Origin of the sequence: Citrobacter sp. Cf125, from assembly GCF_030333935.1 — a bacterium.
Classification (GTDB): Bacteria; Pseudomonadota; Gammaproteobacteria; order Enterobacterales; family Enterobacteriaceae; genus Citrobacter; species Citrobacter freundii.
On record NZ_JAOWEY010000022.1, the window covers coordinates 1,202,054 to 1,222,545 of the forward strand.

Annotated in this window: 11 protein-coding genes; 4 read left to right on the forward strand and 7 right to left on the reverse strand. The window is 51.6% G+C overall.

What is annotated here, in order from left to right; translation table 11 throughout:
* Positions 1–3 precede the first annotated feature (3 nt).
* Entirely contained in the window at positions 4–1,545 is a 1,542-nt protein-coding gene (gene ppx / locus OGV89_RS10045) for an exopolyphosphatase (protein WP_003037914.1), read from the forward strand.
* Here the strand turns inward: ppx and OGV89_RS10050 are convergent.
* Positions 1,525–3,795 (reverse strand): sensor domain-containing phosphodiesterase, encoded by a 2,271-nt coding sequence (locus OGV89_RS10050; RefSeq protein WP_106902382.1) that lies wholly within the window; start codon positions 3,793–3,795, stop codon positions 1,525–1,527. The two genes, ppx and OGV89_RS10050, sit on opposite strands and share 21 nt — an antisense overlap.
* Before the next feature lie 350 nt (positions 3,796–4,145).
* Between OGV89_RS10050 and OGV89_RS10055 the strand changes: the two genes are divergently transcribed.
* Complete coding sequence (locus OGV89_RS10055) at positions 4,146–4,349, forward strand: YfgG family protein (RefSeq protein ID WP_071524479.1); 204 nt, start codon at positions 4,146–4,148, stop codon at positions 4,347–4,349.
* 364 nt (positions 4,350–4,713) lie between these two features.
* A complete protein-coding gene (gene mscS / locus OGV89_RS10060; RefSeq protein ID WP_003838477.1) occupies positions 4,714–5,592 on the forward strand; it encodes a small-conductance mechanosensitive channel MscS in 879 nt (292 codons plus the stop codon).
* A gap of 97 nt (positions 5,593–5,689) precedes the next feature.
* On the opposite strand, the gene guaA is transcribed toward mscS, so the two are convergent.
* Positions 5,690–7,267, reverse strand: a complete 1,578-nt coding sequence (guaA, locus tag OGV89_RS10065) for a glutamine-hydrolyzing GMP synthase (protein ID WP_003037760.1) — start codon at positions 7,265–7,267, stop codon at positions 5,690–5,692.
* Between the two features lie 63 nt (positions 7,268–7,330).
* Positions 7,331–8,797 (reverse strand): IMP dehydrogenase, encoded by a 1,467-nt coding sequence (gene guaB / locus OGV89_RS10070; RefSeq protein ID WP_003037756.1) that lies wholly within the window; start codon positions 8,795–8,797, stop codon positions 7,331–7,333.
* A gap of 160 nt (positions 8,798–8,957) precedes the next feature.
* Between guaB and xseA the strand changes: the two genes are divergently transcribed.
* Positions 8,958–10,325: an exodeoxyribonuclease VII large subunit gene (xseA, locus tag OGV89_RS10075; RefSeq protein WP_286558564.1), complete on the forward strand. Its 1,368-nt coding sequence runs from the start codon at positions 8,958–8,960 to the stop codon at positions 10,323–10,325.
* 31 nt (positions 10,326–10,356) lie between these two features.
* On the opposite strand, the gene OGV89_RS10080 is transcribed toward xseA, so the two are convergent.
* The 4 genes from OGV89_RS10080 to OGV89_RS10095 form a co-directional block, all read right to left on the reverse strand.
* Positions 10,357–16,707 carry an adhesion domain-containing protein gene (locus OGV89_RS10080; protein WP_286558608.1) on the reverse strand — a complete coding sequence of 2,117 codons (6,351 nt, stop codon included), beginning with the start codon at positions 16,705–16,707 and terminating at the stop codon, positions 10,357–10,359.
* A gap of 133 nt (positions 16,708–16,840) precedes the next feature.
* Positions 16,841–17,797 carry a SinI family autotransporter-associated protein gene (locus tag OGV89_RS10085; protein ID WP_286558567.1) on the reverse strand — a complete coding sequence of 319 codons (957 nt, stop codon included), beginning with the start codon at positions 17,795–17,797 and terminating at the stop codon, positions 16,841–16,843.
* A gap of 58 nt (positions 17,798–17,855) precedes the next feature.
* Positions 17,856–20,054, reverse strand: a complete 2,199-nt coding sequence (gene sinH, locus OGV89_RS10090) for an intimin-like inverse autotransporter SinH (RefSeq protein ID WP_286558570.1) — start codon at positions 20,052–20,054, stop codon at positions 17,856–17,858.
* A 205-nt stretch (positions 20,055–20,259) separates the two neighbouring features.
* Positions 20,260–20,478: a zinc ribbon domain-containing protein gene (locus tag OGV89_RS10095; RefSeq protein WP_003838464.1), complete on the reverse strand. Its 219-nt coding sequence runs from the start codon at positions 20,476–20,478 to the stop codon at positions 20,260–20,262.
* Positions 20,479–20,492 lie beyond the last annotated feature (14 nt).

Consider the following 20,492-nt stretch of genomic DNA (forward strand, 5'->3'; position numbering starts at 1 on the left):
GCTATGCCAATACACGACAAGACTCCACGACCGCAGGAATTTGCTGCGGTCGACCTTGGTTCAAACAGTTTCCATATGGTCATTGCCCGCGTGGTTGATGGCGCAATGCAGATTATCGGGCGGCTGAAACAGCGCGTTCATCTGGCGGATGGTCTCGGCGAAGATAACAAGCTGAGCGAAGAGGCAATGGAACGCGGATTAAGCTGCCTGTCGCTGTTCGCCGAACGCCTGCAGGGCTTTCCCCCGTCAAGCGTATGCATCGTGGGAACCCATACTTTGCGTCAGGCGCTGAATGCGACCGATTTTCTCAAGCGAGCGGAAAAAGTCATCCCCTACCCGATTGAGATTATCTCCGGTAACGAAGAAGCCCGACTGATTTTTATGGGCGTGGAGCACACTCAGCCGGAAAAAGGCCGCAAGCTGGTTATCGATATCGGCGGTGGCTCAACAGAACTTGTGATCGGCGAAGATTTCGAACCCAAGCTGGTCGAAAGCCGCCGTATGGGCTGCGTCAGTTTTGCCCAGATGTATTTCCCGGGCGGTGTTATCAGCCGGGAAAACTTCCAGCGTGCCCGCATGGCGGCAGCGCAAAAGCTTGAAACCTTAACGTGGCAGTTTCGCATTCAGGGCTGGAACGTCGCAATGGGCGCGTCAGGCACGATTAAAGCGGCACACGAAGTGCTGCTGGAGATGGGTGAAAAAGACGGTTTTATCACCCCCGAACGCCTGGACAAACTGACATCTGAAGTGCTGAAGCATGCGTCATTTGATGCGCTCAGCTTGCCGGGATTGTCAGAAGAACGAAAAGCAGTGTTTGTACCCGGACTCGCGATTCTGTGCGGCGTTTTTGACGCGTTGGCTATCCGCGAACTTCGCCTTTCTGATGGCGCACTACGCGAAGGCGTACTGTACGAGATGGAAGGACGTTTTCGCCACCAGGACGTTCGCAGCCGTACCGCCAGCAGTCTGGCGAACCAGTACAACATTGACAGTGAACAGGCCCGGCGCGTACTGGAAACAACGATGCAAATGTACGACCAGTGGCATACGCAACAGCCCAAACTGGCCAATCCTCAACTGGAAGCATTACTGCGCTGGGCAGCGATGCTGCATGAGGTTGGGCTGAACATCAACCACAGCGGCTTACATCGCCACTCTGCTTATATCTTACAAAACAGCGATTTACCGGGGTTTAATCAGGAACAACAACTGATGATGGCAACATTAGTTCGTTATCATCGCAAAGCGGTGAAACTGGATGATTTGCCCCGCTTTACACTGTTCAAGAAAAAACAGTTTCTGCCGTTAATTCAACTGTTACGCCTCGGCGTGCTGCTGAATAATCAGCGTCAGGCGACCACAACGCCGCCAACCCTGACTCTGATAACCGACGACAACCACTGGACCTTACGTTTCCCGCATGACTGGTTTAGCCAAAATGCGCTGGTGCTGCTCGATCTGGAAAAAGAGCAGCAATACTGGGAGGGCGTAACCGGCTGGCGTCTCAAAATTGAAGAAGAAACCTCACCCGATATCGCCGCATAAACTCAGAACAGGTGCCAGCGCGTCTGGCGCCTGTTCTTCCAGCGTTTCATGCAATGGCTGTGGTTTACCAATCAAGTACCCCTGCATGTAGTCAATCCCCAGCGAAATTACCGCACTGCGTATTTCTTCACTTTCGACGTACTCCGCAACCACCAGCATTCTTTTCATCCGAGCCAGATGGCAAATAGAGGCCACGATTTGGTAGTCGAGGCTATTCGAAACGATACTGCGAATAAAGCTGCCATCAATTTTCAGGATATCGGCACTCACATTCTTCAGCCGCGCATAGCTGGCGTAACCCGTACCAAAATCATCAATCGCAATCTGACAGCCCAGTGATTGCAGCTGCAGTAACGTTGCCTGTGCCTGTTCCGCATTGGTTAAGGCGTTGCTTTCCGTGACTTCAAAAATCAACTGCCACGCTTCAACCTTATACTTAACCAGTAGCTGCTTGATGTCATGCGGAAGTCGGGCGCGACATATCGACGTGGGTGACAAGTTAATGGCAAACCGACGGGCGGGCATTTTTTCCCGATTCTGTGCCATAAACTTCAGCGTATTTTCAATCACCCACATATCGATGCTGGACGACAAGCCAAACTCATGTGCGATCGGCAAGAAGCAATCAGGCGGGATAGTTTCACCGTCATCTCCCTCAAGGCGCAGCAGGATTTCATGATAAACGTCGCCGCGTACGCCAAAAATCGGCTGCGCCATCAGGAAAAAGCGATTGTGCTCCAGCGCCAGCTGTAGACGATTCATCATCGCAACCTTATCTTTCAGGTCACGTTGCAAGTGCATGACGCCTCGGCGCTGCAAGTTCTCTGGTGAATTGGTCGCCAGAGAAAGCTCGGCAATGGTGCTTAACTCTCCCAGTAACAGATAGATATGGTTAACAGGAGAACGGACACAGCAAAAACTGATCCCCACCTGCGGCTGTAAAAGCATGCCATCCCAAATAAAACGGAACTGCTTGATATGCCTGTCCAGGGCTTCAATGCGCTCCTGATACGACTCAGTGTTAAAACGCAAAACTAAGTCATTACCCGATAACTGATAGACATGCTCATCCTGTGCCAACAGTGGCGTTATCCACTGTGAGAGTTTTTGCTTGTACTGGATACGCAGCATAATGCCGTAATTTTTTACCAGTAGCTCCATGCCCGGAACACGCAAAAAGCAGAGCACTGACCATGGCGTTTTTTTCAAATCCCGGTTCAATGCGCGCAAATTTGGCAGATGCACCATCGGATCAAAGAATGCCAGACGATGGTTGCGCCGGGTAACAAAGCGTTGACGCGTTGCCAGTACGGCAATGAAGTTCACGATGAAGGAGAAAACAAGATAACTCGATGAGGTAATGGCAAGCTGGGTATCGTAGCCAGAATACCAGGGCATATAGCGCTGGTAATAATGAATTGCGGTAATAAGTACGACAGACCATATCAGCGAAATAAATCTGTAACCGTAACGCATTGCTCCCCAGAGCATGACAGGTAGCAACAACGACAGAGTATAATTTGTGCTGAATATTGAGCTTTGTTCATTTAACGGCATACACAGCAATGCCATAAGTACAGCCAATATAATCAGCCAGACCGCAAACTCAATTTTGGTAACTTTGGTATCAAACTGCTGCTTTAATTGAGAAAAATAGCCTCTGACATGCAAAGGGTTGCGGATCGTGCGAATAATAAAGTAGCACAAAGGAACCCCAATCAGATTCCCGACCAGCATAGCCTGATAGTTGATCAACGTGCCAGTATTAAAGGGCATAACCCCCACCATGCCGGATTTACTCTCATAAACGCCCACAAATGCGGCAAACTGGAAGAGGATCAGAAACAGCGTCGCCGGGCAGAAGACCTGCCAAAACATGCGCTGAAACATCAGGTGGGAGTTACCGTGAGATACGTTGTTCCGCCGGGGTGCAAATACTTTATACCCTCCCCAACTCAGCACTATCGTTACAATAAAGTGCGAAATTATTGAGAGCGTTTCAAATAACCCAACCTGCGGATATTTGTAGCAGATAATGGAAATGATAATTCCCGGCAATGCCGCCCAGCCAAAAAATAGCATCAGGCTAATCATCAACGCCAAAGGCATGTAGAAAAGAATTACGGTCCCAGTACTAATATGGGCATAGGTATTGGCAGTGCTCAATATAGGCAACAGCAAAGATGGTATGATGAGAGGTAACGCCCACCATCTATCTCTCATACAAATATAATTTTTATTGAGTTTCATAGATGCTCAGTAGAATCCCGCACATCCTGCAGGGGGTATTCAGACAGGCATCCCACCTGACTCTAAAACGATGAAGTTAAATACATTACTATGTCTCATCGATTTTAGTTATCAGTAAAGGGTGACGTTTGATATATATCAAAAAAAAAGCCCCTCATTAATCAATTATTACTATTTTCATCGTTTCTTATCGTTAATTCATTATTAATGCAAATAATAATATTAATTTTCATAACATATGAGGATAAAACAACTGAAGCAATTTTACATAACGAAAAATTGACCATTGCCTCACAGTATGCCTTAATGTGAGTATCGCCCTCGGTTGGGTACACTACAAGGAACCTTTTGTGAGCCAGGTTACCAGCCTACGCAAACGACACCGATTTAATAGTCGCATGATCCGGATCGTACTGCTTATCAGCTTTCTCTTCTTCTTCGGACGCTTCGTCTACTCCGCTATAGGTGCGTGGCACCACCACCAGAACAAAAAAGACTCTCAGCAGATCACCCAGCCGCAACAGGCATCTCCTGCTCAAACCGACGTGCGCTGATCGCTCGCGCCTGTAATATCTCAGCATTAAGATTCCTTACCGGATGGCTAATCGCCTGACATTTAACCATCCGGTAAAGGATTTGAGTGATGAAACAATACGCTGCCTTACCCACCACACGCACGGAGTTATCGGATAACAGACCGTGTTTTTCGCACAAATTCACAATCTTTTAATCCCACTTCACTGCACCATTCGCGCTCATTTTTACGTTCCGATTTACTGGGTATAAAAAGACACACTGTGTTCAAATAGACGTCAATTAATATCACCAGAAAATATCACAGGTGAAAGCATTAATATTATGCATGAAATTAAATGCTTATTTGAATCATTACCATTTTAAATTCTACAGGGTAATACCATGAGTGGTTTTTCATTATTTCCGAAAATAAGCAGCGGTCTTGAATGGATCGCTGGACACAGCGATGCGGTTATTCAATTCGGCTGGAATATCGTTGCCGCCGTAATTTTACTGTTTGTCGGTAAATTTGTCTCTCGCCTGATCTCCAGTGGTCTGGAAAAATTACTGTTAAAACGTAAAGTTGACCGAACCATTATCCAGTTCTTCACCGCGCTGGTACGTTACATTACCCTAGCCTTTGCCGTTGTTGCCGCATTGGGTCGCGTCGGTATCGAAACATCCTCCATTATTGCCGTCATTGGTGCCGCCGGGTTGGCCATCGGACTCGCGCTACAAGGATCGCTTTCCAACTTTGCCGCTGGCGTACTATTGGTCTCCCTGCGTCCATTCCGCGCCGGAGAAGTGGTACAAATTGGGGCAGTCACCGGAACGGTGGAAAAGGTACATATTTTCTCCACCACCCTGCTCACCGCCGACAGCAAAGAAGTGGTCATTCCAAACGGTAAGATCATCGCTGACAATATCATTAACTATTCCCGCCACCCTTTCCGCCGTATCGATCTGGTGATTGGCGTCGGCTATCAGAGCCGGATAGCTGACGTTAAGCGCGTGATTAACCATATTATCGATCAGGATACCCGCATCGATAAGCAACGTGGGGTAACCGTTCGTCTGGGCGAACTGGGCGCTTCAGCATTGAATTTTTACGTCCGCGTATGGGTGCCCAACATCGAATACTGGAATACCTATTACGATTTGCTGGAAAACATTAAAGAAGCCCTGGACGCCAACCATATCTCCCTGCCGTATCCGCAGATGGATATTCGCGTTGAGAACGTAGCCCCCCAATCTCAACCCCAGCTACAGTTGGTTGATTAATTCACAGCGCTTCGGTATGAGCGCAATAAAAAACCCTCTATAAAAAGAGGGTTTTTTTACATATTACCGATTCAGAAACCGCTAACAGAAAGGGCTATTATTCCCACTCAATGGTAGCCGGTGGCTTACCGCTGATATCATAAACGACGCGGGAAATGCCGTTCACTTCGTTAATGATGCGGTTAGAGACGCGGCCTAAGAAATCATACGGCAGGTGCGCCCAGTGCGCGGTCATAAAGTCGATGGTTTCTACTGCACGCAGGGAAACAACCCAGTCGTACTTACGGCCATCGCCCATGACGCCAACGGAACGTACCGGCAGGAACACGGTGAACGCCTGGCTTACCTTGTTGTACAGGTCAGCTTTGTGCAGTTCTTCAATGAAGATAGCATCCGCGCGACGCAGCAGGTCGCAGTACTCTTTCTTCACTTCGCCAAGCACACGTACCCCCAGCCCCGGTCCCGGGAACGGGTGACGGTACAGCATGTCGTACGGCAGACCCAGTTCCAGACCGATTTTACGCACTTCGTCTTTGAACAGCTCACGCAGCGGCTCAACCAGACCCATCTTCATCTCTTTCGGCAAACCGCCCACGTTGTGGTGAGATTTGATAACGTGCGCTTTACCGGTGGCAGATGCCGCGGATTCGATCACGTCCGGATAGATAGTTCCCTGTGCCAGCCACTTAACGTCTTCCAGCTTCAGCGCTTCTTCGTCGAACACTTCAACGAATACGCGGCCGATGATCTTACGTTTCGCTTCCGGGTCGTTCTCGCCTTTCAGCGCGTCGAGGAAACGCTGTTCGCCTTCAACGTGAACGATGTTCAGGCCGAAATGGTCACCAAACATATCCATTACCTGCTGGGCTTCGTTCAGGCGCAGCAGACCGTTGTCGACGAACACGCAGGTCAGGTTTTTACCGATCGCACGGTGCAGCAGCATCGCAGTCACAGAGGAGTCAACGCCACCGGACAGACCGAGGATAACTTTGTCATTGCCAACCTGCTCACGAATGCGGGCAACGGCGTCATCGATAATTTTTGCCGGCGTCCACAGCGCTTCACACTGGCAGATATCGCGCACAAAACGCTCCAGCATGCGCATGCCCTGACGGGTGTGGGTAACTTCCGGGTGGAACTGCACGCCATAGAAGCGTTTTTCTTCGTGCGCCATGATAGCAAACGGGCAGCTGTCGGTGCTGGCAACAGTCACGAAACCTTCCGGAATGGCAGTCACTTTGTCGCCGTGGCTCATCCACACATCCAGCAACGGTTTACCGTCTGCGGTCAGGGAGTCTTCAATACCGCGGACAAGCGCGCTGTCGGTCTGAACTTCAACCTGCGCATAGCCGAATTCACGTTCGTTAGAACCTTCAACATGACCACCGAGCTGCATTGCCATGGTCTGCATGCCGTAGCACACGCCGAACACCGGCACGCCCGCATTGAAAACGTATTCCGGCGCACGCGGGCTGTTTTCTTCAGTGGTACTTTCCGGGCCACCGGAAAGAATAATACCGCTTGGGTTGAATTCGCGAATTTGTGCTTCCGTAACATCCCATGCCCACAGTTCACAGTAGACGCCCAGTTCACGTACGCGACGTGCAACCAACTGAGTGTACTGCGAGCCGAAATCGAGGATGAGAATGCGATGTTTATGAATATTGTCTGTCATTGACGCTAATTCCGAGGCAAGTGAAACAAATTCGCCCGGCATATAGCCGGGCGCGGAAACTTATCAGGAGCCCATGCGGTAGTTAGGGGACTCTTTGGTGATGGTCACATCGTGAACGTGACTTTCCTGAATACCCGCACCGCTGATGCGTACAAACTCTGCTTTCGTTCGCAGCGCGTCGATAGTACCACAGCCGGTCAGCCCCATACAGGAGCGCAGGCCGCCCATCTGCTGGTGAATGATCTCTTTCAGGCGGCCTTTATAGGCTACGCGGCCTTCGATACCTTCCGGGACCAGTTTGTCAGCGGCGTTATCGCTCTGGAAGTAACGGTCAGAAGACCCTTTGGACATCGCGCCCAGAGAACCCATACCGCGGTAAGATTTGTAAGAACGGCCCTGGTACAGTTCGATTTCGCCCGGGGATTCTTCAGTACCCGCCAGCATGGAACCAACCATCACTGCGGCAGCACCAGCAGCAATCGCTTTAGCGATGTCGCCGGAGAAACGAATACCGCCATCGGCGATAACCGGAATACCGGTGCCTTCCAGCGCTTCAACGGCATCAGAAACGGCGGTGATCTGCGGAACACCGACGCCGGTCACGATACGGGTAGTACAGATGGAGCCAGGGCCAATACCCACTTTAACAGCGCTGCAGCCAGCTTCAGCCAACGCGCGAGCACCTGCGCCAGTCGCAACGTTACCGCCGATAATCTGCAGATCAGGATATTTAGCGCGAGTTTCACGAATACGCTGCAGTACGCCTTCAGAGTGGCCGTGAGAGGAGTCAATCAGCAGTACATCAACGCCCGCGGCAACCAGCGCGTCAACACGCTCTTCGTTACCTGCGCCCGCGCCAACCGCAGCGCCCACGCGCAGACGACCATGCTCGTCTTTACAGGCGTTAGGTTTACGTTCAGCTTTCTGGAAATCTTTTACGGTGATCATACCGAGCAGATGGAAGCTGTCATCAACAACCAGCGCTTTCTCAACGCGTTTTTCGTGCATTTTGGCGAAAACGACATCGCGCGCTTCGCCTTCACGAACGGTCACCAGACGCTCTTTTGGCGTCATATATACGCTAACCGGCTGGTTCAGGTCAGTCACAAAACGCACGTCACGGCCGGTGATGATACCGACCAGTTCGTTATCTTCAGTCACCACCGGGTAGCCTGCAAAGCCGTTACGCTCGGTCAGTTCTTTCACTTCGCGCAGAGTAGTGGTTGGCAGTACGGTCTGTGGGTCAGTTACCACGCCAGATTCGTGTTTTTTCACGCGGCGAACTTCTTCAGCCTGGCGCTCGATGGACATGTTTTTGTGGATAAAACCGATGCCGCCTTCCTGGGCCAGGGCAATTGCCAGGCGCGCTTCCGTCACGGTGTCCATTGCTGCGGAGAGCATAGGAATGTTCAGGCGAATGGTTTTCGTCAACTGGGTGCTGAGGTCAGCAGTATTCGGCAGAACGGTAGAATGAGCGGGAACGAGGAGGACGTCGTCAAACGTCAGGGCTTCTTTTGCGATACGTAGCATGGGCAATATCTCACCTGGGAGGTTATTAAATATTGCCGCGGCATTATACAGAGCGTAACCGATTGCATCCACACTTTTTTGCAAAAAAACCTTGCGCTCCTCTGTGAGCATGTTACTTTCGACTGAATAACCTGCTGATTTAGAATTTGATCCCGCTCACATGTTATCCTCTCAGACCACCTCAATTTTTACCGTAAGCCGCCTGAATCAGACGGTTCGTTTGCTGCTTGAGCAGGAAATGGGGCAAGTGTGGATCAGCGGTGAAATCTCCAATTTCACTCAGCCGTCCTCCGGTCACTGGTATTTCACGCTCAAAGATGACACCGCTCAGGTTCGCTGCGCGATGTTTCGCAACAGCAACCGCCGGGTAACGTTCCGCCCGCAGCACGGGCAACAGGTGCTGGTGCGCGCCAACATTACATTGTATGAGCCGCGTGGGGACTACCAGATAATTGTTGAGAGCATGCAGCCTGCGGGTGAAGGTCTGTTGCAACAGAAGTATGAGCAACTGAAGGCCAAACTGCAGGCTGAAGGGCTGTTCGATCAGCAGTTCAAAAAAACGCTGCCCTCACCGGCCCACTGCGTCGGGGTGATCACCTCTAAAACCGGTGCCGCGCTGCACGATATTCTCCACGTGCTGAAGCGTCGTGACCCTTCCCTGCCCGTAATTATCTATCCAACCGCTGTCCAGGGCGACGATGCGCCGGGGCAGATCGTTCGCGCAATTGAGCTGGCAAACGCCCGTGGCGAGTGTGACGTATTAATCGTCGGGCGCGGCGGCGGCTCGCTGGAAGATTTGTGGAGCTTTAACGACGAGCGCGTAGCACGGGCGATATTTGCGAGCAGAATTCCGGTGGTGAGTGCCGTCGGCCATGAAACCGATGTGACCATTGCCGATTTTGTCGGCGACCTGCGCGCGGCAACGCCGTCGGCGGCCGCAGAAATTGTCAGCCGCAATCAGCTCGAGCTGCTGCGTCAAATTCAGCATGGTCAACAACGTCTGGAAATGGCGATGGATTACTATCTCGCCAACCGAACTCGCCGATTTACCCAGCTTAATCACCGCTTGCAACAGCAGCATCCGCAACTGCGTCTGGCCCGCCAGCAGACCGTGCTGGAACGACTGCGTCAGAGAATGAACTTCGCACTTGAGAATAAAATTAAACAGGCCAATCAGCGTCAGCAGCGCATGCTGCAGCGGCTGAACCAGCAGAACCCACAGCCGCGCATTCATCGCGCGCAGTCACGGGTGCAGCAACTGGAATATCGACTGGCGGAAAATATTCGCGCGCGGCTAAGCGAGCAGCGCGAGCGTTTCGGCAACGCGGTCACCCATCTGGAAGCCGTCAGCCCACTGGCAACGTTAGCGCGCGGCTATAGCGTTTCCACCCTGCCTAATGGCAAGGTGGTGAAGAAAGCAAAACAGGTAAAAGCGGGCGATCTACTGACCACCCGACTGGAGGACGGCTGGATTACCAGCGAAGTTCACAACATTACCCCAACTAAAAAGCCACGCCGGTCGCAATAACGTTCTTACTTGCCTCGTTCTATGTGAGCATTTACGGCACAATACAGGCCCCATAGCCTATCCCGCCCGAATTCGACCCCGTCGGGGTTGTTGGGCAATTTGTAATGCCCCCTTCATTTAACGAAACCTCGCAATAGTTATACGTCGAAGGTGTACGGCTCACATAACGCATTACAGACACAGGCCATCCGTTAGCTGTCGCTATCTGTTCGTCTCTCATTTTCTCCAGTAAACTTTTTTCCGGGAAATAGGCCACCCCACCACAGTTATTGCTCATATCATAGCCAGTACCAGTATCTCGAGAATAGACACCGGCCCATGATTCATAATTATCCGTCCTCTGGTCCGTTGCTCCAGGGGATTCCCTATACAGCAGCGGCCGGTGTAGCGTTATGCTATCAACACTTAGAGTGTCCGGCATATGACCCCACATAGCGGCGCTGTTGCTGTCCGGGCTGGTTATTACGGTAAATATCACGTCAAGCGTTGAGGTGGTTGCTAGCAACACATCATTGGTCGCGGTAACCGTTAGCGCCGTTTTTAACCCCAGGCTCGCATCCTGGCGCACCGTAAAGGTTGCCGTACCGTCAGCCCCAGTTACACCGCTAAACACGACGCTGGTTGTCGTCATTGATGTCGTTGACAACGAAGGAGACAGCGCCTGCAATGTTAAATCGTCTGCGCCATTCACTGTGTATGCAGTACCGTTCCGACTTTCCGCATCAGATCGACTCAGGGTAAACGGCTCATTTGGCATTGGATTACCAGCGCGGTCTTTCACCGTCACCGTCAGCGGAATAGCTTCGCCTTTCTTCACTACAGCTGCTGCTTTCGCCACATCCATCACCGTCGAGGTCAGCGTGATTAAGCCAGGGATATTACGCGCGTCAACCAGACAAGCCTGCATCTCTTTCGTTGAGGAATTCGTCTGCTTGGATACCTGACCAGTATTCAGGTTCAGAGTGTGATAGGCATTTCCTGACTTTAAATCAGCCGGCCACCAGAGCTGATCGGATTTCACCGGCCAGCCATACTGCGCTTCCAGCGTACCATGAGGATAACGCTGATACAGCGCCTGTTGGTCGCTCATCATCGGCGTAAACGCAATACCGCATACGGATTTATCCGTCGAAAGCACCTGCCCAGGCGTCGGCGCGGCCCATTTTTCGTTATTGTACAGGAGATAACCTACCCCCGACGGTGCTTCTGCCTGCAAGTGGGGACGCTGATAAACAACGTTATCCGGTCCCGGCACCGTCTCCGGCATATGCCCCCAGTAATCTGCTGACGCCACATCAGGGCTGGTAATGACGGTAAAGGTGGTGTCTTTGCTGGCCTTCACCAGGCTGTCACTTGCCAGGCTGGCGGTAATAGTCGTTTTCAGCCCGGTGGTATTGTCCTGATTTAATGTTAACTGCAACATACCATCCTCACCGGTCGCTTCATACAAGCTACTGTTGCCAGTGAAGTTGGTCAGTACCGTCCCCAATGGCGAAGTGGGGGTGAGCGTCATGGTTGCCGCACTGGTGGATACCGATGTATTGCTGCGGGAGGATGAAAAGCCGCGCATCACCCTCACAACCGTATTCGCCTGCGGCCTGCCGGCTGCGTCCGTCACGGTTACGGTTACCGGTATCGCCTCGCCTTTTTTCGCCACAAAAGCCTGTTTTTCTTCATTCCACGCGCTGGAGTCAAGGGAGATGAACGACTCATGCGCCGTGGTCAGACACAATTGTGCAACATTACTTACGGTCGATGCTGAGTTCGTGTTGATAACACCCGTCTTCAGACTCATATATTGATACGCCAGCGAGGTTTGACTTTTTATCGCCATATCACCCGCCCACCATGATTTCGACGTTATCATCGGGAGGCCTAAATCTGTCGCTAACGCGCCATTCGGATGACCTTGAGACAATGAGGTCAAATCAGCGGCTCGCGGCATCCGGTTCATTGCGCAGGCGCCACGTCCTTTCTCGATGTTTTTCACCGTATACCACTTTTCATTATTCTCTATAACGGCAGTCGTATCAGTGGCTGAATCCAGCTCATCCATAAGTCTGGGACGCATAAATTCAGTGCCGTTGCTGGCGGTGAAGGTTTCCGGCATATGGCCCCACATATTGGCTTTATTGCTGTCCGGGCTGGTGATTGTCGTAAACACCGCAGGCAGCGACGCAGTAACCGTTGTGCTGTTATATAGACCGGCGGTCAGCACGTTTTTGACGCCTGGCCCACTACTCTCAGCCAAATCGACAGCCAGCGTACCGTCTGCGCCCGTCACGCCGTAGTATGTTCCGTTGAAACTCCAGCTCTGCGACGCCTGCCCGCTCTGCGTCAGTTGCATCGTTGGCGTACTCCAGGTGGTATAAGTAGTGGTACGGGCTGTTCCTTTGTCACGTTTAAGGGTAAATGGGATATTCCCCACCGGGTTGCCAGCGGCATCGGTGGTGGTGATCAGCAGTGGAATGGTATCGCCCGTTTTTACCTTCACCGCCTGCGAAGTGGCATCCTGCGTCAGCGTTGACGTGAGCGTAATCAATACCGCCTGCGCCGTCTGCGTATCCGAACAAATCTGGTACTGTCTCCCGTTAGCGTCCGTCGCGGATAATGTCTGATGGCTGCCATCGTCCAGGTCAACTGCCGAATAACGTGAGAACGTTTCAGTCGAGAACGAGCTACTGTAGGTGCCGCTCCAGTAAGAACGGTCAATAGGCCAGCCCTGCACTGTTTTGATACTTCTGTCAGGATATTTACTGTACAGAGAATCCAGCGAACTGACCGTGGGATAGTAGCCTTTGGCGCAACTGTCCGGATTGCTCTTACCGCTATCAGGCCCATAGAACCCGGCCCACACCTCGTTATCTTCCGTATAGCTCGTCACATTGTTGGTGCTGCTTAACTCCCCGTACAGCTGCGGCCGGTGGTAGTTCGTACCGTCTGCCGCCGTCAGCGTGTCCGTCATATGCCCCCACAGCGTCGCCTTGTCCGAGTCGGGGCTGGTGACCACCGTAAAGATGGTGTCGAGGCTGGCACTCACGCTGGCATTGCCGTACAGCGCCGCCGTTATCGCCACTTTAGTGCCATGCGTATCCGGGCGGGTCACATTGATGATTTTGCTGCCGTCCACGCCCGTCAGGCCGCCGATTTTCGTCGCCGTGTCGTTAACAGATTCGCCGTCAATGACCACCGGCGACACAATACCATCACCGCTGCCAGCGGCATGTTTAACATTCTGTCGGGTAAAACCATCACCACGGCTCATGACAAAAGGCGCTTGCGGCACAGGGTTTCCATTGGCGTCTTTCACCGTGACCTTCAGTTGTAGCGTCTCGCCTTTCTTCACTCTTACCGCATGTACGCTATTAACGTTGTTGTCATACCACTGCGACGCATCCACCGGTTCAATGGTGATGGACGCCGCCGCCGGGTTATCGCTGGTCAGGCAACTGACGTAATCCGAAACATCGCCCCCCGCCGTCACCTCTCCACCCGACAACGATATCTGTTGCCAGCTGGACTGGCTGGCGTACGTGACGGACCAGTAGTCCAGCCCCACAGGCCATCCGGCAACCGTATGTATCTCGCCGTCATTGTTGGCATTGTACAAAGTGGTAAGCTGGTCGATACGTGGCAGACGATTAAGCGCACATCCCCCGGCTGCGGTATTTCCCAGCGCATCAGCATGTGTGAGGCGAGCCCAGGTTTCATTCGCTTCATCCTGGGTTCGGGTTGCCCCTGACTCTGCCGCCAGTTTCGGGCGTTCAAACGTGAGATTATCCACTGTTATGACGTCCGCCATATGCCCCCACATATGGGCTTTTGGCGTATCCGGGCTTGTCGGAACGGTAAACTTCACGCTACGCGAGATAGGCGAGTTCAGCAGTGAATCAATCGGTACTACGCTTAGCGGTGTGATTAACCCCACGCCGCCTGGCTGCGCAAGAATAATTTGCGCGTCACCGTTCGCATCCGTCATCCCCTCATACGTCATTGAAGATGTACCCGCGCCATAGGCAACGCTGTCAAATAGCAATTCCCCCTGACTTGGGTCAGTAAAGCCGGTGGTCATCCCGCTGCGATTTTTGCCGAGCCCCATGGTGACTGAAAACTTCACATTCGCTATCGTTGCTCCGTTCAACGCATTTTGTGAATGGACGTTCATTTTGATTTGATCGCCTGTTTTGGCGACGGGCAACCGTAACGAAGTATCATCATTGAAATAAACCTCCAGTTGGGACACCATCTCATTCGCCGAACAGGTCAAATAGTGGGCTGAGCCACCGACCCCCTTGCTACCATCGTCCAGATTAAAGTACGCCATCTGCGTGGCATCATCGGCCATATAAGCATCAGACGCCGTCGGCCAGCCGTGTTCTGTCAGGATTTTATTATCAGGATGTGCGCTGTAGAGCGTTTCAAGAGAACCCGTGTCGGGGACCTGACCTGCGCCGCACTGATTCGTGGCAGAGATCAGAGAATCGAAGGTGGCCCATTCTTCGCTATTTTCACTTTGCTGACCGGTTTTATGACTTGTTTCGGACGCCAATAGCGGACGCTTGTAGAGATTACCCTTCTCCACAATACCCCGTTGCATATGGCCATACATATTCGCCCCGTCAACGTCCGGGCTGGTTATCACCGTAAAAATCACATTAAAGGGGAACGTGATGCTTGCGCCTTCATCATCCGCCATCACAATGCGAATCGGCGTTTCTACCCCTACCCCACTGTCATGACTTAACGACAAATGTACCTGACCGTTCGCGTCCGTTACCCCGGTATAGTGTTCCGGGGACGATGCACGCATATCATCACTACGGACAACGACCCGCAGATTATCCCACTCATCTTTATGCTCCCCTTTACGGTTAGAGGCGGGGTCGACAAACAGTTCAAGATAGCGATAAGGCAACGGTTTATTGGTATTCCGGTCAACCACGCTGGCTATCACATCAATCGTCTCACCGACTTCCGCCTTGTATGGCGCATCGGGAGAAAGCGTGATTTGTGGATACGCTAAAGGTAGCGCTTTATCCACGCAGCTCACCAGTAAAGCCGTACTGTTGCTTTCTCGTATCACCGCCCCACTCCCCATACTGGTGGCGTAGTGATAAATATCGAGCTGATCTTTCGTGGACGACCAGTAGGTATCAATTGGCCAACCGGGATAGGCCGCCGCAGTGCTGTGGGCGGCCCGCAGCGCCACCAGCTGTTCGGCATCCGGCAAAATGGCACAGTGGTTATCCGCGCTATCCCAGGTAAACTGCGCCCAGCTTTCATTGCTGGCAGCAAAAGTAGCACTAGTGCCACTGGTTTCCGCCGCCAGTTTTGGACGCGTGAAGGTATAGGTGACGCCATCGACGTTTGCCGTAGCGCTTTCTTCCATATGCCCCCACATCGCCGCTTTGTCGCTGTCCGGGCTGGTCAGGGTGGTGAAAATGACATCGACGCTGTCTTTTAGCGCCATATTGTTTGCCGGCATCACCGTCAGGGTAGTTTTTACGCCGGGGCCGTTTGCCTGGGTGACGGTCACTATCGCTTTGCCGTCAGCGCCCGTAACACCGTGGTATTCCGTCGCCGTGGTGGTCAGTTCCGTATCACCAACGTGTACCGGTGCATTATTATTGACGATGTTCTGGCGGTTAAGCGCATCGCTGCGGGTAATAATAAATGCGGTATTGCCCACCACGTTACCGGCGCAATCGCGGGTGGTAACGGTCAGCGTGATACTTTCCCCTGCTTTGACCTTGGCTGCTTTTAACGTGTCGTCCATCGGCACGGCGCTGAGTGACAGTGGCTCGCCCACGGCGGTAGCTACGTCAATCGCCACTTTTTGTTCGGTTAAAGCAACCGTATTGCTGTTCGGTGTTCCCGTCGACGTAATGAGGTAAAGCGCGGGTAGCGCACTGCTATCTTCCAGTTGTGGCCAGACCACGTAATGCCCGCCGGCCATATTCTGCGCACAGAACGTTTTATTGGCGACCGGCTGCGGGTTAAGCGGTTCATCCGGTGTGGCGGCATCTGCCCAGACTAAACTGATAGCGGGCGTCTGTTCGCTTTCCCAGCGCAGCGGCGGTATGGCGAACAGATCGCCCTCGGTATCGAGCGGATTAGCCAGCTGCAGTGCGCTGGCTGAATCGTCAACGCTGAAGTCGCGGGGCATCGCGCTGAAGGCCACAGCGTGCGCTTCACCGGGAGAGAGCACAACGCTGCCCTGATAAACCGGAACGAACGCGCTGTCCGCCGTCGGCGGGGTGCCGTTTATCGCATCCGTAGCTGTGCGCAACTCCTGCCATGCCCCACTTTTTAGTGCAGAAAGTACCGGCACTGCACCCATTAACAGAGCTAACGCCAGTAAAGAGCGATAAACTTTATTCACCTGCCAGATCCCCCATCCTTGAGCAGTCACTACCCATTTATTCTGTGTTCGCGTTTCAACACACTTTGCTTAACCCCGAGCTAAACAAAGGGCGCGGAAAAACCGCTCCCTAAGGAAGCGGTCTTGCACGGTTTTATTTACGTTGGTAGTCGATAGACAAGCCATATCCCTGGACGCCATCGTTGCCGAGGGTAACGCCATCGGCATAATCGAAGGCAGCCTTCGCTTCGGCGTTGGTAAGCGGAATAACCAGATCGCTATTGTTGTAGGTAGCGTTGACAATCCCACCCACAGTACCCAACTGCAGACTGTTACCGGTGAATTTCCAGCGGTAGTTGTAATCACTGGTAACTTCTTCACCTGCATCGTAAGAGCGACTGGCGTTTTTATCTTTCCACAGCAGCACTTTATAGGTGGTGTTGGTTTTAAGTTTGGTGCTCGTGCCCAACAGATTGGTTGTTGTACCCGCCTCGTAGATGACGACGTGGACATTTGCATCGACCACCGGACCTTCCGGAATGTCATCATCGTCAGAACCACCGCCAGCGTTGGTCGACAGATCGTTTAGCAGCAATTCTGTGGCAACATTCGGATCGCCGGTAGTTGTGGTAGGCGTAATTTTAATACCGATGTAGCGATCGGCATCCGCAGCCTGAATTTCATAGGTGTCGCTGCCTTTTGTACCTATCTCTTGTGCATCGCCGCCATTCTGATCGCTATAGCTCATCCACTGCACAGTCGCTTTGGTCGCCGTGTTATCCGCATCCAGGTCACCTTCCGTATCGCCGATAGCCCAGTTGACCTTCACTTTGTCGCCCGCGTGAAACTGCCGGTCACCTTCAGTTGCCACGGTTCGACTACCACGGTCAATCGTCACCGTGACATGTACTTTATCCGTTTCCGCCGTTTTATCTGCAGCCCGTGTAATCCACGGGATAGTCCCTTGAATAGTACCGGTACTTTCTGTCGCGCTTTGCCACTGACCGGCTTTCAGATTCCCATTAGCCGCGACTGCAGGCACAGCACAATACCCTGCCACAGCCAACGCCAGTGCGACCTTCGTCAGCCGCCGTTTTAATACTAATTGCATCAAGACTCTCCTTTTTCTTCAACATTCAGCGACTGGCTGGTCAGCCACTACGCTGACACTATTTCTGGCTATACACCACGCGTATGCCATAGCCCTGAATACCATCCTGCTCATGAGCAGCGAATTTTTGCGCAGCCTCTCTATTTGTTGCTGGCAACACCAGATCTTCATTGCGGGTATTGGCTTGTGCTCCGGTATTTCCCGTCACGCTTTGCCCGGTAAATTCCCATTGATAGTCATAAAGCGCCATTTCATCTTCTGCCAGTTGTTCTGACATCTGGAAAACGCCGTCTTTATTGGCATCACGCCACAGTACAAATCGATAGGTATTATTAACGACAGGATGCCTATCTTGTTTGCCGCTCAAATTAACGGGAGAAGATGTTTTCATTTGATAAATGAGCGCATTCAACGCATCAAACGCATCACCGGTAAACGTCACGTCAACATAGTTACTGTCGCCGTAGGCGTCTTCCTTCGCTTTCCAGCGAAACGTACCAGGAAGCGTACTGGAGAGCGTGACGGTTCCCGCCTTTTTGTCACGGCTCGCAATGAAGACGCAGGGCAATTCGGCGGTACAAGCTGTGGAGGAAAGCGACACCTTTTTGTCATTGCTGTCATAGAGTTCAGGTGCCATAGCCTCATCCACCAGCACTTTACCGTTACGATCGGTCGTATCCCCAAATGAATCGGTCAGCACCAGATCCATCACAACACCATCGACGCCATCCGCCAAAGCGCTGGCCTCATGGCTATGATCGGTACGATCGGCGTCGGCGACGTTATCGACAATCAATTCGATTTTACGATCCTGCTGGACGGTAATTTCCACAGCACCCGAGTTTTGCTTATTCCCCTTTTCATCTTCCAGGGTCATGCGCACTTTCCAGGTATTTAACTCTGTACGCTGTGCTTCTGTATCCGCATTGACCCACGCAGGGAGGACCAGATTCCAGCGGTTATTATTCCCTTCAGTGAGGGCATCAGCTTTTACTACTGGCATCACTAATGTGCGATTGGCATTATTTTTTGCCTGCCAGGAGGCGGAGATGATTTTGTAGTGATGAGAGACAAGCGCATTGATCGTCCACTTACATTTCTCCAGTCCCACCGCAGACTCAGGCGTGTCTTCAATTACGCATTCAGGATGGACATTGGTCGCATCGGCTTTGAGCCATAACGCAACATCAAGGGGATCTTTTTCACGGTATTCAAGAACGATAAAATTATTACGCTCGACAAAATCGGTACGACTGCCCATTAAAGATCGCTGAATTTTTACGTTTTCCGGATCAAGCTGAGCCGCCAGGGGCGTACCTAACTGATAAGTGACGGTTGCGTTGATGCTAAGGTCGGCATTATCTCCAGTGCCGGCTTTGTAATCTGCACCCAACGTGACCATCGGCACAGGCATGTAATTGAGACCAACGGTTACCGCATGGGGATTTTTTTGTAAATTGTCGGTACCAAATAATGCCACTTCATCGCCATAGTACTGCTCGTAGACTAATTTCCCACCGATCTGTGGATAAAATGACAGCCAGCTTTCAGCCCGAATATCCCATCCCCGGGCGGGGCGCTCTTCATAAAACTCGAAATCCTCAGACTCTTTCCAGTCAGAAAGTGGATGGTAATAGTTGCCAGAGAGCTTCAGATAATCTGTCCATGCCTCAGTGCCCAAACCTAAGCGACGGTGCCCACGGCTAAAATCGTAGTCATAAAAAGCGTTGCCGCCGAGTAACCAATCCCCCACATTTTGACGCAAGCCAAAACCGATATTTCCAATGGTCCGATCCTCTTTACGCTGCGCGGAGATTTGGCTAAAAATCAATGTATATTGGTTGTCGTATAAGGGAACAAAATAGTCGAGAGAGCTACCATCAAGATCGCCCCCTTCGCCAACAGATAAACTGGTCCGTACTTTTCCGTACGGTGACATTAACCCTTCTATATACGATTGCGTGGAGGAGGTAATTTGATTTTGCAAATAGCTTTGCGCCTGTGATTTCAACGCGTCAGGCGTCAGGTTTTCAAAGCCTTGTGTCGCAGAATTAATAAAATAGTCGGCACCTTTCTCTTTAATGGATTGATCTTCGTTATTATGCTGTTCTTTTTTTACCGATTCACTGCCGAGATCGGGCAACGTAGACTCACTTATGTTATTGGTTGCTGCAGGCGCAACAATATTGTCCCCGGCAATAACTGCGCCAGAAACGAATAGAACAAGCAAGATAACAAAGCGCGCCCTTCGGGCCATAACATGTTCCTGTATTAACAAAGTTGCTGTACAGCAGGAACATTATATTTATGATTCACGCTAATGAATGCCTTTATAACCTAAATATAATCCTAAAAAATCAGCCAGATTATCAAAGCAAGATAAAATATTTGTAATAATAATGATTAAAGCTGATTAGCATTCGTAATAAATATTAATCAGCAAAAATTATTCATAATATAATTTATATTATGACATTATATTCCACGCGTTTCTTCGAAATAAGGCCATGGCCGTTCTGACAGAAATAATCCACCGCTCCGCAGGCTTTTAATACTTGCAGTGGCAGATGGCATTCCGGACAACGCGCTTCCAGTTGAATATCTTTGTGACAATGCTCGCAGTGCGCCACACCATTTTGCGGCTCCAGCTCTGCATGACAATCCGGGCAGGTAATCGACATATCGTGTCCTTATA

What these genes read in the sequence shown, in the direction of transcription:
- ppx (WP_003037914.1), top strand. Translation starts at nt 4, where the DNA reads ATGCCAATACACGACAAGACTCCACGACCGCAGGAATTTGCTGCGGTC.
- OGV89_RS10050 (WP_106902382.1), bottom strand. Translation starts at nt 3,795, where the DNA reads ATGAAACTCAATAAAAATTATATTTGTATGAGAGATAGATGGTGGGCG.
- mscS (WP_003838477.1), top strand. Translation starts at nt 4,714, where the DNA reads ATGAGTGGTTTTTCATTATTTCCGAAAATAAGCAGCGGTCTTGAATGG.
- guaA (WP_003037760.1), bottom strand. Translation starts at nt 7,267, where the DNA reads ATGACAGACAATATTCATAAACATCGCATTCTCATCCTCGATTTCGGC.
- guaB (WP_003037756.1), bottom strand. Translation starts at nt 8,797, where the DNA reads ATGCTACGTATCGCAAAAGAAGCCCTGACGTTTGACGACGTCCTCCTC.
- xseA (WP_286558564.1), top strand. Translation starts at nt 8,958, where the DNA reads ATGTTATCCTCTCAGACCACCTCAATTTTTACCGTAAGCCGCCTGAAT.
- OGV89_RS10085 (WP_286558567.1), bottom strand. Translation starts at nt 17,797, where the DNA reads ATGCAATTAGTATTAAAACGGCGGCTGACGAAGGTCGCACTGGCGTTG.
- sinH (WP_286558570.1), bottom strand. Translation starts at nt 20,054, where the DNA reads ATGGCCCGAAGGGCGCGCTTTGTTATCTTGCTTGTTCTATTCGTTTCT.
- OGV89_RS10095 (WP_003838464.1), bottom strand. Translation starts at nt 20,478, where the DNA reads ATGTCGATTACCTGCCCGGATTGTCATGCAGAGCTGGAGCCGCAAAAT.